Annotated in this window: 9 protein-coding genes; 3 read left to right on the forward strand and 6 right to left on the reverse strand. The window is 46.3% G+C overall.

Annotated elements, in window-relative coordinates; all coding sequences use genetic code 11:
- Window position 1: 1 nt before the first annotated feature.
- Both C7Y71_RS06450 and C7Y71_RS06455 read right to left on the reverse strand, forming a co-directional pair.
- A complete protein-coding gene (locus tag C7Y71_RS06450; RefSeq protein WP_111898992.1) occupies window positions 2-1,429 on the reverse strand; it encodes a leucine-rich repeat domain-containing protein in 1,428 nt (475 codons plus the stop codon).
- A gap of 109 nt (window positions 1,430-1,538) precedes the next feature.
- Entirely contained in the window at window positions 1,539-1,811 is a 273-nt protein-coding gene (locus C7Y71_RS06455) for an HU family DNA-binding protein (protein WP_111898991.1), read from the reverse strand.
- Between the two features lie 433 nt (window positions 1,812-2,244).
- Here C7Y71_RS06455 and C7Y71_RS06460 point away from each other — a divergent pair, with 433 nt between their 5' ends.
- From C7Y71_RS06460 to C7Y71_RS06470, 3 genes are all read left to right on the forward strand, one after another.
- On the forward strand, window positions 2,245-5,046 hold the full coding sequence (locus tag C7Y71_RS06460; RefSeq protein ID WP_111898990.1) for a M16 family metallopeptidase: 2,802 nt from the start codon (window positions 2,245-2,247) through the stop codon (window positions 5,044-5,046).
- A 464-nt stretch (window positions 5,047-5,510) separates the two neighbouring features.
- Window positions 5,511-6,608 (forward strand): SPFH domain-containing protein, encoded by a 1,098-nt coding sequence (locus tag C7Y71_RS06465; RefSeq protein ID WP_111898989.1) that lies wholly within the window; start codon window positions 5,511-5,513, stop codon window positions 6,606-6,608.
- 24 nt (window positions 6,609-6,632) lie between these two features.
- Window positions 6,633-7,742, forward strand: a complete 1,110-nt coding sequence (locus C7Y71_RS06470) for a TFIIB-type zinc finger domain-containing protein (protein ID WP_146739466.1) — start codon at window positions 6,633-6,635, stop codon at window positions 7,740-7,742.
- An 80-nt stretch (window positions 7,743-7,822) separates the two neighbouring features.
- Here the strand turns inward: C7Y71_RS06470 and C7Y71_RS06475 are convergent, their stop codons facing one another.
- The 4 genes from C7Y71_RS06475 to rpoN all read right to left on the reverse strand — a co-directional run bounded on the left by C7Y71_RS06475 (window position 7,823) and on the right by rpoN (window position 12,641).
- Entirely contained in the window at window positions 7,823-9,700 is a 1,878-nt protein-coding gene (locus C7Y71_RS06475) for a 4-hydroxy-3-methylbut-2-en-1-yl diphosphate synthase (RefSeq protein WP_111898987.1), read from the reverse strand.
- Window positions 9,701-9,711: 11 nt separating this feature from the next.
- Window positions 9,712-10,218 carry a 5-(carboxyamino)imidazole ribonucleotide mutase gene (gene purE / locus C7Y71_RS06480; protein WP_111898986.1) on the reverse strand — a complete coding sequence of 169 codons (507 nt, stop codon included), beginning with the start codon at window positions 10,216-10,218 and terminating at the stop codon, window positions 9,712-9,714.
- A gap of 34 nt (window positions 10,219-10,252) precedes the next feature.
- On the reverse strand, window positions 10,253-10,918 hold the full coding sequence (locus tag C7Y71_RS06485) for a hypothetical protein (protein ID WP_111898985.1): 666 nt from the start codon (window positions 10,916-10,918) through the stop codon (window positions 10,253-10,255).
- 169 nt (window positions 10,919-11,087) lie between these two features.
- Window positions 11,088-12,641, reverse strand: a complete 1,554-nt coding sequence (gene rpoN, locus C7Y71_RS06490) for an RNA polymerase factor sigma-54 (protein WP_193215859.1) — start codon at window positions 12,639-12,641, stop codon at window positions 11,088-11,090.
- Window positions 12,642-12,648 lie beyond the last annotated feature (7 nt).

The following is a 12,648-nucleotide window of genomic DNA, read 5'->3' on the forward strand; positions in this document are numbered from 1 at the left end:
TTTATCGTTCCGACTGAAGGAGTGTCTGAAAATTTTTCCATCCTGGTGCTGCCTTGTAGGCTGTGGCAGCGTTTTGGGGCACATGGAGGGTGATTTCGTAGCCTTCCTTTATGCCGAAATAGGCATTCGTTGCAAAGTTATTCTGTTCTATCATGGGGGGAGTGGTGGCGAGCATGTGTATATCGAGCAAGCGTGAGCAACCGGCAAAGGCATCCTCACCGATATACATCAACTTGGCAGGCAGTTCCAGTTGCACTACGGGTGCGTCCTGAAAAGCCCTCGGACCGATGGAAACCAGGCCGTTGCCGAAACTGATGGCATACAGCGGACAGTTTTCAAAGGCACCCATACCTATGTCGGACAGTGCATCAGGAAAACCCACCGATTTGAGAAAAGTTTTCCTGAAAGCATGCTCTCCTATTCGCAAGAGACTGTTCGGCAGACTGATGCTGCCTATCGTACTGCCCTCAAAGGCTGATTGTTCTATTTCCACAATGCCCATCGGCAGGACAAGACCGGACAGACGGGTGTTGGCAAAAGTGTATGGCGCAACAGTCGTCAATCCGCGCGGCAGAGATATGTTCCGCAAACCGCTGTTACGGAAAGCCCCTTCACCTATTTCCTTCACACTTTGAGGCAGGGCAACGCTTTGTAGGGCTGCACAACCGGCAAATGCACCTTCACCTATTTTCTCCACATCGCCTGGCACTGCCACCGTACCTTTCGCTGCAGGCGATGACAGAAGTACACGCAGAGAGGCATCGTATATGGCACCGCCTTTCACTGCAAAATGCGTGTTGCCTTTCTCTATGCTTAGTTTCTGTAACTTCGCACAGCCGGCGAAAGCATACCTGCCTATATGTTCTACACCTTTCGGAAAACGTATTGCCGCCAATGACGAGCAGTTGGCAAAAGCGCTGTCGCCTATAGCCTGAAGTTTATCAGGCAAACTCACCTTGACGAGGCTGTGGCATCCGGCAAAGGCTTCGCTGCCGATGGTCAGCACCGACGGCGGCAGTTCCACATCTGTCAATGCCAATCCGGCAAAAGCACCCTGGTCCACAGCCACCACCTTGTAGATTGTATCGGCATGTGCCACCGTGCCAGGCACTGTGAGTTGTTGCTGCAACAGGACATTATAGTAGGTGCGGAGCCCCTTTTCGTCTTTTGTTATCCGCTCTGCTGTAACTGCCACGCACTGGTCGTTCAGCACACGAAAATAGAAACCATCCGACTCAAAATCGTAGCAGTAGGTGGTATTTTCGTGAGAAGGCCTTTCCGCCTGAGCACAGACTCTGTTACTGCCGCAAAAGATAAGGCTGCAGACCATAAACACTAAGCATGCCAATGCCCGCATGACCCCGGTCGCTATGTTATGCACATTCATATACTTTGTATAATATTCTGCAAAGATGCAAAAATTCTTCATATAGACAAAACTTGCCCCACCATCCCTTACGACCAAGCCACTACTTTCATGCACCAAAAAACCGCACTCCCGAAGGAATGCGGTGCTTGTAATAGTCTGATTAAGCCAATTACTTAACAGCAGCAGCGAGTTCTGCACCAGCCTTGAATTTCACAGCCTTGCGAGCGGGGATGGTGATGGCTTGCTTTGTTGCTGGGTTGATACCCTTACGTGCGGGACGCTCTACAACTGCGAGAGTACCGAAACCGATGAGAGATACCTTACCACCTTTTGCCAAAGTTTCTTTTACAGCGCCAAGAGTTGCATCCAATGCCTTCTTTGCGTCAGCCTTGCTCAGACCTGCTGCTGCAGCGATTTGAGCCACGAGTTCAGTTTTGTTCATGATTAAAATTGATTAAAAATAAAGTTGTACAAATAGTTATTTGCTGAATTTGTGGCAAATATAAGCTATGTTTGATTTTTATACAAACTTTTTTCGATTTTTTTGCAAAAAAACCGACATTTCTCCCCAAAAAAGCCTCCAACAAGCCTGTTTTAGTGCATTTTTGAGTGTTTTTCAAGAAAAAATGCATAGTTAAACATTCCTGTTTTTGTGTGTGTTCATTTTCGCTTTCTTGCCTTGCAAGCGAACAAGTTCGGTTACGCGTTTAAATCTAAAATTTTTGAAAACAAATCTATCGCATAGTGATACTTGAATAAATCAAAACACAAAAACGCCTTTGATTTAAACTAAAATATCTAACTTTGCGTTCTATTTAACGAAACTGATTCGTCTGAATAAACAAAACATTTTAAATAAAATACATACATTTTTCATGAAAAAATTATTTATCCTTCTGCTTATGCTGCCTTTCATGGCGGTGCAAGCACAGCAACTTCCAGAAGTTCCCAACGATCCGGAAGTGCGCATCGGCAAGTTGGAGAACGGACTGACTTACTACATCCGTCACAACAACCTGCCCGAAAATCAGGCTTGTTTCTACATCGCACAACGTGTGGGATCTGTTCAGGAAGAAGAGAGTCAGCGCGGTCTGGCACATTTCCTTGAGCACATGGCATTCAACGGCACCACATCGTTCCCGGGGAACAACATGATTAACTATCTGGAAAGCATCGGTATCAACTTCGGTGGTGAACTCAATGCCTATACCGGAGCCGACGAGACCGTGTACAATATTGATGCTGTTCCCGTAACGCCAGGACACATAGACTCTTGTCTGCTCATCCTCCACGACTGGTCGAACTCACTCCTTCTCGAAGATGCAGAAATAGACAAAGAGCGCGGCGTAATCCACGAAGAATGGCGTCTGCGCTCAAGCGCTATGATGCGTATGTTGGAGCGCAACCTTGAGACAATTTACCCCAACTCACGCTATGGCCGCCGCTTCCCCATCGGTCTGATGGAAGTTATTGACAACTTTGCTCCCGACACGCTCCGCGCCTACTACCACCGCTGGTACCGCCCGGAATTGCAGGGTATCGTTGTGGTAGGCGACATAGATGTAGCGGAAGTAGAACAGAAAGTAAAGAATCTCTTCAGCGACATCAAGAACCCGGAGAATCCCTCGCCATACCTTGAATACGAAGTGCCCGACAACGAAACGCCCATCTACGTCATCGACAAGGACAAGGAGCAGACCATAGAAATGATTATGGTGTCTTTCAAGCAAGACCCTATGCCCCGGGAGTTACGCAAAACGATGGCAAAGCCCCTTCAGGACTTCATCGTCAATGTCATAACCATGGCGCTCAATAAGCGCTTCGACGAACTCTCACAACAGGAAGACTGCCCGTTCAACGAAGCAGGTTGCGACTACGGCACATACATCATGAGCAAGACGAAGGATGCCTTCAATGTGAACATCATGCCTAAGCCCGGAAAGAGTGCTGAGGCACTCAAGGTGGTGATGCAGGAATTAGAACGTGCACACCGATTCGGACTCACAGGCTCTGAAGTTATTCGCGCGCGCGAGGAAATAATGAGTGCCAAGGAAGCACAATACAACAACCGCGAAAAACAGTACAACAACCACTATGTGCAGAAGTTCGTACGTTCTTACCTCGATGGCACACCAGCCTCGAACATAGAGACAGAATACCAAATCCTGCAAATGGTGGCTCCACAACTGCCGGCAGAGACCTATTCTGAATTGGTTAAGGAAATGGTGGCAAGCACCGATACCAACTTCGTTGTCCTGGCATTCTATCCTGAAAAGGAAGGTGTCGTGATGCCAACACAAGAAGAACTCCGAAATGCTGTCAGCGAAGCCAAGGCAGCACAACTCGAAGCATACGTGGACAACGTGAAGAACGAACCGCTCATCGCTACCCTGCCCGCTCCAGGAAGCATCACGAAAGAAGAACCTTCAAAGTTCGGATACACCAAGTGGACACTCTCGAATGGTGCTAACGTCTATTTCAAGCACACCGACCACAATCTGAGTAGCGTAAGCCTCAGTGCAAGAAGTGAAGGCGGTCTGCGTCGCGTAAAACAGGAAGACCTCCTGAATGCCAAAAACACGGCTACATTCATGAACTCAAGCGGTCTGGGCAACTTCAAGAATCTCGAACTGGAGAAGGCGCTCGCAGGAAAGCAAGTAAGCCTGAGCAGCAATATAGCCGAAAATACGGAAGTCCTCATCGGTTCTTCTACACCGAAAGATCTGCGCACCCTCTTCGAAATGGTTTACCTCACCTTCACACAGCCCGGCTACGATGCCGACAACTACAAGAAGATGCTGGGAAGCATGCGCACACAACTCGAAAACGCAGACAAAGTGCCTGAATCCGCACTCTCCGACTCACTCATCTCCACCCTCTTCAAGAACAACGCCTATGTAAAACCCACCAAGTTGGCTGACCTCGACAACCTCGACTATGATGCCATGCAGCGCATCTTCCGCGAGCGTTTCAACAGTGCAGGCGACTTCGACTTCTATGTAACTGGTAACTTCGATGCCGATTCGCTCCGCCTCTTCACCGAGCAATACATCGCATCGCTCCCCGGTGTGAACCAGCGCGAAGCAAGAGGAAATGAGAAAGTTGATATGGTGAAAGGTACCGTGATGAACCGCTTCACTCGCAAAATGGAAACACCGAAGTCCTATATCTTCCAGATTTGGAATGGAGAAGAACCTTACTCCATGAAAGAGGCTGCCATCGTCGATGCACTCGGACAAATCCTCAGCCAGCGCTATCTGAAGTCCATACGCGAAGAAGGTAGCATGGCATACAGCGTACAGGCTTCAGGTTCGGCTGACTTTGGCATCAAGGACGAGTATTCGCTGAGCATCATCTGCCCCGTGAAGCCCGAGAAGGCTGACAGTGCGCTCATTCTCATCCGTCAGGGCATCGAAGAAATAGCCAAGGACGGCGTAACGAAAGAGGAACTCGACAAGGTGATTACGTACAATGTCAAGTCATATCAGGACAACCAAAAGAACAATGGTTACTGGGCAGGACTCATCTCTTCATACGTCAACTGGAACAAAGACACACAGACAGGCTATATTGAAACCCAACAAGCCCTCACATCGAAAGATATTCAGGATTTCGTGAAGAAAGTACTACTCAAGCAAAACAACTGCGCCACAGTGCTTATGCTACCAGAGGAATAACCCTTCCAACAGCAAGGCTATAAATATTGCAGCCGCCACGCATCGACGTGACGGCTGCAAATGTTTTTAGTCTTAAAGCGTTCTTTGCTTTAGTCGCTTGCGAGAAATGTTTAGTTATTCAGAATATATATGATTAAATGTTTTTATGCAAATGCCAAATTATTATCCTACGATAAAAAAGTTTGACTAATTAAAGATTTATATGTAGTTTTGTAGAGCTTTTATGGCAAAAGCCATTTTAGCGCGACATATTGGTTAATGTAGCGTTCAGCTATCAATCTTGGTTTCGAGAATGTAGGAGTTTGAGAAACATGTCATAAAGATGGATAGAGTGAATGCTCACGTGTTAAGCGTGAGCTTTACTTATCTAATGACATGGGCATCTCCTACAGCCTTCGAACCAGATTAAGTAAGTTCACGCTTTTTCTTATGTATGTAGGAGAAATCTTAAAAACATTATTGTTATGGCAATTATAGACGTTGTTAAGTACGAACAACAAGAAGGTGTTATCGTACAAAAATTTCCTTCTTGTGACCTAAGGTGGGGTTCACAACTTGTAGTTTATCCTGGACAGGTTGCATTTTTTGTTAAAGGTGGTACTGTTTGTGATAAATTTACTGATGGCACTTATACTCTTCATTCCAAGAATATACCTCTGCTAAACAAGATAATTAATTTGCCATTTGGCGGTGATTCTCCATTCCAAGCAGATGTTTGGTTCGTTAATCTATTACAACGACTTAGCCTCAAGTGGGGTACAGAAACTCCAATACAACTTGAAGATCCCAAATACAATATTATTGTGCCAGTACGCGCGCATGGTCAATATGGTTTCAAAATTAGTGATGCTGAAAAGTTTGTATATACACTTGTTGGCAATATGCCACAATTCAGTGAGTCTCAACTTCAAGCTTATTTCCGTGGATTACTTTTGACTAAATTGACAAGTATCGTAGCTCAAAAGATTGTAGAAGATAAAATATCCGTTCTTGATATTCCTACACGTTTGAATGACATTTCAGTTTATTGTCAAAATGAGCTGCAACCATTCTTTGCAGATTATGGTGTTGAAATATTGTTATTTAATATTATTTCTATTAACATTCCTGAAGATGATGAAAGTCTCAGGGAAATTAAGAAAGCTAAAAATTTGTCAGCGAGATTGCATATTGCTGGGCGCGAGAACTACAAGATGGAACGTTCATTTGATGTAATGGATAAAGCGGCAGAAAATGAAAGCGGCACTGGGGCAGCTTTTATAAATGCAGGTCTTGGCTTGGGTGCTTCTGTAAATATGGGCAAACAAATGGCAGAGAGTTTAGCTCCTAATAATGGTGAAGCACCTCCCCCTATACCCATTAATGTTTCATATTATCTTGCAATCAATGGCCAACAACAAGGACCATATACTGCTCAACAAATAAACGAAGCTATTGCACAAGATAGTTCCGTTTTGGAATTGAATGCATGGAAGAAAGGCATGACAGGATGGCAACCTCTTAAAACATTTAGTGAGTTTTCTGCACTTGAAAACGGAGAATTGCCTCCACCAATTATATAACTAACTATAATATAACATACAATTATGAAAGCATTACAATGTGAAATGTGTGGTAGCCAAGATTTGGTAAAAAATGAAGGTGTTTTTGTATGCCAATCTTGTGGTACAAAGTATTCTGTAGAAGAAGCCAAGAAAATGATGGTCGAAGGTACTGTAGATGTTAAAGGTACGGTAAAGGTTGACAAATCCAATGAAGTTGAAAAACTTCTAAAGTTAGCTAAAACATCAGTTGAGAGTCTAAATGGAGAAGAAGGGTACAATTATGCAAATAGAGTTCTAGAGATTGATCCTGAGAATTCACAAGCTTGGTATCTTAGGATGAAAGCTGTTGGGCAAACGGCTATTCTAAAGGATTTAAAAGTTTTAGAAGTTGTAAAAGCTGGAACAAATGCAATAAAATACTCTAACAATGAATTAAGCAAAGATGTATACACATATTTTTTAATTAAATGTTTAAATGATTTAAAGTTTTTAATGAAGCATATTTCTGATACTGATGCCATTAAAAGACTTTATGAGGCAAATATTCGCGTAAACGCTTTTAAGGCTACTGAAAAGACTTTAGCAGCAGACAAAATATCAAATATAATCATGGAGCAAGCAAGCCTTGTCCTTCATCTCCGTAAAATTGTACCAAATAAATTAGTATCAGAAAATCCAGACATTTCAAAGATAGTAGGTGAAGTTGCAAAACAATGGGTATATTATACGAACGCATTAAATGCGCGTTTTAATGTTATGGGAACTAAACTTAATGATGCAACCGTTGAGAAATATAGAAAAATTCTTGCTGAAATTAAACAAGGACTCCCCGAAGATGCACAGGATGTTATATCTAATGAAGAAATATCTAATCCATCTTCTGGCCCTTGTTATGTCGCAACTGCAGTTTATGGATCTTATGATTGCCCACAAGTATGGACACTGCGCAGATTTAGAGATTATACTCTTGCTGAAAGTTGGCTTGGTTCGTTATTTATAAAAATTTATTATTCGATAAGTCCTACATTGGTTCATTGGTTTGGAAATACATCTTGGTTCAAGACCATTTGGCGTAGTCTTTTAGACAAACTAGTAAATACTTTAAATGAAAGAGGTGTAGAAAACACCCCGTATCAAGATAGGAAGTTCTAACTATACAAAACTAATAAATCGAGAAGAAACTTATTATATGTAAATTTCTTCTCGATTTTTAATTTTAGCGAACAATAGAACTAATAGTTTTGTTTCCTATCGCTCTCAATCAGTTCAAGTAGTCGTTCCACAGCCTCTTCGCTTGGAATGTTTTTCTCGATGCACTGTTTGCCACGATAGAGGCTCACTTTTCCGCGGGCAGCACCCACATAGCCATAGTCAGCATCAGCCATTTCGCCCGGTCCGTTCACAATGCAGCCCATGATACCTATTTTCAGCCCGGTAAGGTGAGCGGTAGCCGCCTTGATGCGCTGGATGGTGTCGCGCAGGTCGTAGAGCGTGCGGCCGCAGCCAGGACAACTGATGTACTCCGTTTTCGTGGTGCGTGCGCGTGTGGCTTGCAGTATGCCGAAGGCAGTGTCGTCCTGCACGGTGATGGGCAGTGGCTGGGCATTGCAGAGCATCACACCGTCGCATAGCCCGTCGAAGATGAGGTTACCCATTTCGGCGGCGCTGTAGAGTTGGAATTCCTCCTTCTGGTCAGGCGCGCAGTCGAAGTGCTGGAAGAATACCACAGGATTGACAAGCCCTGCATTCCACATTTCATGCACGAGGGCGCGCAAGTCGCCGAGACGGTTCGGATGGTTACTTTGTGCGATGACCACCATTTCCGGGTGTGCCTTGAGGCATGCCTTCACTTCCTCGTTCATGCCGATATAGGTGCAGAAGAGGAATTTGATCGGACTGGGATTGCTCGCCACCATCATCAGCATATTTGTTGGGAAAGCGGGATAAGTATTTGCTTCGCCGCGCCATGCTGAAGCATCAACGATATAACCAATACCTTTTTCACGTATTTCAGGTTCAGGCAGTTCCGTTCCGCAGTAGATATAATCTGGAAGGGTCTGTCCCCATCCTTTTTCGCCATTCAAGCGTGTTGATATGACCACCGGTACGTTTCTGCCACCGATATTGCCTACCGGCGATGTAGGGCGTCGCTCGGGATGGAGATAATCAAAAGCAGGGCATGCTTCACTGGGAATCATGAGGTGTCCGGCGCGATGGAACACGTACTCTGCCAGTTTGTAAGCCACGGGTATTTCCGCCTCGGGTGGTTCGCTGAGGGACACACGGATGGTGTTGCCTATACCATCTGCCAGTAGTGCTCCGATACCGGCAGCACTCTTGATGCGTCCGTCCTCGCCCTCGCCTGCCTCTGTCACACCGAGGTGGAGCGGAAAGTCCATGCCTTCTTCTGCCATGACAGCACATAGCAGCCGCACGGAGCGCACCATCACCACCGTGTTGCTCGCCTTGATGGAGATAACCACGTTCTTGAAGTCTTCGCGCACACAGATGCGCAGAAACTCCATGCAACTCTCCACGATGCCTTCGGGTGTGTCACCATACCGCGACATAATACGGTCGGACAGCGACCCATGGTTCACACCGATGCGCAGCGCAGTGCCGTTGGCTTTGCAGATGTCCAGCAACTTCACGAAGCGCGCGTCGAGACGCCTGAGTTCTTCTGCATATTCTTCGTCTGTGTATTCTATGTGGCGGAACACACGCGCTGGGTCAACATAGTTGCCCGGATTGATGCGCACCTTTTCCACTATCGCTGCTGCCACATCAGCCACATTGGGATTGAAATGCACATCGGCAACGAGCGGAAAATCAGAAAAGCCCATTTCATCGAGCATTTTTCTTATATTCTCGAGGTTTTTGGCCTCGCGCGTGCCTTGTGTGGTCAGCCGCACATAGTCGCCTCCGGCTTCGATGATTTTCCGGCATTGTTCCACACAGCCCTCGGTGTCGTTCGTGTCGCAGGTGGTCATGCTCTGAAGGCGCAGGGGCAGGTCGCCGCCGAGTGGGCGGTTGCCCACATTCACTTCATGGGTCGTGCGCGGCGTATAATTGAACAATTCCTGTCCGCAATGGAAATAACGCAGTGGCATAATACGTTGATTTAGTTGGTTTTATGGGTATATTTCACGTCGGCGAGTTCGGCATTTGCCTTCACGATTTTCTGCTTCAGCCCTGTCTTGTAGGCTTGTAGTTTCGAGGCTATACCGTCATCCGCCAGTGCCAGCATTTCTGATGCAAGTATGGCAGCGTTGAGTGCGCCGTTCACACCCATTGTCGCCACAGGTATGCCCGGGGGCATCTGCACGATGCTCAGCAAGGCATCAAGACCGTCGAGCATGCCTTTTATGGGTACACCTATTACGGGGACGGTGGTGTTTGCCGCAATGACGCCCGGCAATGCAGCCGCCATGCCTGCACCGGCTATGATGACCTTGATGCCGCGCTCGGAGGCTCGCAAGGCAAACTCTTCAACCTCACCTGGTGTGCGATGGGCGGAAAGTGCGTTCATCTCGAAAGAAATGCCCATTTCATCGAGAAATTTGGCAGCCTTTTCCATAACCGGAAGGTCGGAAGTGCTACCCATAATGATACTGACCAAAGGATTCATTTTTATGCTTTTTTATTGTTTTTTTTGTTAAAAATCAAAGATAAAGGACTGTAACCATGCCGTAGCAAAAGCCGAAAAATGCGCTGAAACCGATTTCTGTGAGTGTGTGTTGCCGGAGGATGTTCCGCGCCGTACCCACTATGCCGCAGATGATAATCACAAGGCATACCCAGAGCGTAAGATTGATACCGTTGAGCAGGGAGAATGCCGTCAGGCCGCCGGCAAAACCGCTCCAACCTATGATGTGTGTACTCGCCTTGATAAAGATGTTCATCAGGATAGTCAGCAAAAGCAGGTTGATGGCTGCTGACAGGACACTGTTCATATACCAAGGCGTACCAAAAATGTTGAACACAATCCGGAGTGCCACGTACGACATAAGGACTATGATGTAGGGCACGAAGCGGTTCTTACGTTCACCAAGCATACGGGTATCCCATTTTCTAAGCATCCTGTATGCAGCAATGACAAACCTCGGCAGCAATACAGTAAACACCCATATCAGTGCTATGAGATACAACTGAAGTTGTATGGGCAGCCGACTGAGATATGTAAAGATGAAAAGCGCAACGAAAGCCACCAAAGGCAGATAAAGGGGATGAAAGACCTGCGAAACAATCTGCGCAGCCCTTACCAGCCGATTTTTCTTTTTGATATTTCCTTTTGTCTCTGCCACGTCAATGGTCTTTTCTGATTTCACCCAACTTTTGCAAGTGACTCTTTCTCAAGAATTTAAGAATTTGAGAATTATTATTCTCTGTACAATCAACTTCTTCTATTCATGATGTTTCATATAATCATGTAGTGAAATAAATTCTTTAATTCACAAAATTCTTAAAGATAAAAAATATCTGACAACTTGCGAAACTCTATTTTTTTCCTTTCCTCAACCGTGCGGGAGGTATGCCCATCTGTTCACGATATTTTGCTATCGTTCTCCGCGCTATGGCAAAGGACCTTTCCTCCATGGCTTTCTTCAGTGCTTCGTCGCTCAGAGGCTTGTCCTTGTTCTCTGAATCGATGATTTCCTTGAGCGCTACTTTCAGTTTCCTCGTGGAGACATCGTCCTCGCCGTCAGTACCCTTAATGGCATTGGAGAAGAAGAAACGGAGCGGATAATTGGCATAATACGCCTGCACGTATTTGTTTGCCGTTACCCTCGACACAGTGGAGATGTCCACACCAACCTCCTCTGCCACGTCCTTCAGCGTCATGGGGTGGAGGAAGTTTTCGTCTTCGTCGTTTATGAAAAAGTCGCGTTGCCGCCGTGCTATGCTCCTCATCACGAGCAGAAGGGTTTCGTTCCTGCGCTTGAGGATATTAAGGAAACTGTTGGCGGAATCCACCTTGTCCTTGACGTAGGTGTAGAAGCCGCGCTGTTCTTCCGTGAGGTCATACTTTCGCCCCTTGTAGAGTTTCACCGTTTCGAGGAAAGAACTTGCCACCCTCAGTTCGGGAATGTCGCCGTCGTTCAATGTTACCGTAAGGTTGCCATAATCGTCCACATGTACATAGAAATCCGGTACGATGGCTGGGGCAGAACTCCCCACAGAATCGTTGAAGGCACTGCCGGGCTTCGGATTGAGGCGCGTCAGGAGTGTCATCACACCATTGAACGTATTATCGTCCACTTTCAGACGCTGCTGAATCTTGTCCCAATGCATATTCATGAAGTCGTCAAAGTAGCGCTCCACCACCTTTATCGCCTTTTCTTTATAAGGCGATTTTTTCTCCTCATCGCGAAGTTGCAATAGGAGGCATTCTTGCAGATTTTCTGCGCCCACACCGCGTGGCTCGAACTGCTTGAGAATGCCGACAAGCCGGGCCACTTCCTCATCGCTCGTTTCGATGCCGTGCTTGAAATCGAGTTCCTCAGCAACCAGGTAAATCTTGTTCTTCGACAGAAAACCGCTGTCGTCGAGCGAACCGATGATGTACACCATTATGCTCTTCTCGTGGTCGGTGAGGTTGAACTCATTCACCTGCTCCATCAAGGTTTCATAGAACGATTTTCCATAGGTAACTGTCGGCTCACGGTGCTCTTCGTTAGGGTCGGTCTGCCTGGGAAAATAGGGTTCGTCGTAGTCTTCACCATAATCGTCAGAACTGCTTTCACCATCCGGGTCGGGGGCATAAGTGTCCACTTCATAGTCATCAGTATCAGTGTCGGAATCCTGTCTTTCGTCCTCGCCCCAGTCTTCATCACTGACATCTGTATCCAATGCCTTGTCGTCGCCAGCCAGGACATCTTCCTTCAGTTCAAGTGCCTCGTTCTCCTCCACGGTCTTTTCCACTTCTTGGCGCAATTCCTCTATAGGCTTCTGGATATAGACAGACATCATCACCTGATCCTGCCTGTTCTTCTGACGAATGGTGCTCCTTTGCCGTTCTGTCTGATCTGCCCTGTTTGTTTGTCGCTGCATGATGACG

It is taken from the genome of Pseudoprevotella muciniphila, assembly GCF_003265305.2.
In the GTDB taxonomy this organism is placed as follows: domain Bacteria; phylum Bacteroidota; class Bacteroidia; order Bacteroidales; family Bacteroidaceae; genus Alloprevotella; species Alloprevotella muciniphila.